The 631-nt window shown below is 45.8% G+C and carries 1 protein-coding gene; it reads right to left on the minus strand.

Going from position 1 to position 631, the window contains the following annotated elements:
* The coding region (locus tag R7Z47_RS25465; protein WP_318130842.1) for a FeoB small GTPase domain-containing protein at positions 1 to 615 on the minus strand (615 nt) is incomplete at its 3' end.
* Positions 616 to 631 lie beyond the last annotated feature (16 nt).

The following is a 631-nucleotide window of genomic DNA, read 5'->3' on the forward strand; positions in this document are numbered from 1 at the left end:
CGCTAATGCACGATGAGAAACGGTTTGATCGTTAAATAGAGAAGAAATATGCTCGATCGCTGCTTCCATCTTATCGCCGTAATTCAAAGAGCGGTCTTTTAGCGCAACCCCCTGAACTATGGCTTTGTGGAGCTTTTCTTTAAACTCAGCAACTTGTGCTTTATTAGTGGCAGACAAACTGATCACTGGGCAACCTAGCGTCTTTTCTAACTCAGCAATGTTGATCATCTGACGTTCACGCTTTAACGCATCCATTTTGTTGAGAACAACAACCATCGGACGACCAAGCTCACGAAGGTGCAGCGTCAAATATAGACTGCGCTCTAAGCTGGTGGCAGCAAGCAGGTTGATGATCAAATCAGCTGGGTGCGTCAACACCGCACGAGAAGCGATGGATTCATCGATACTGTTACTATCGTTACCGCTATCCAGAGAGTAAATGCCCGGCAAGTCCGTCAGTAAAAACTCATCACCCGCGTGCTTAAATTGACCCGTTTTTTTCTCAACAGTCACGCCAGCCCAGTTACCGACTTGCTGTTTGGCACCACTCAAACCATTAAAAAGAGTAGTTTTACCGCTGTTTGGGTTACCTACAGTAAGAACTTGATACTGCATTACACTCGCTCCACTA

The organism is Vibrio sp. 1641 (genome assembly GCF_033339995.1).
GTDB classification, from domain to species: Bacteria; Pseudomonadota; Gammaproteobacteria; order Enterobacterales; family Vibrionaceae; genus Vibrio; species Vibrio alginolyticus.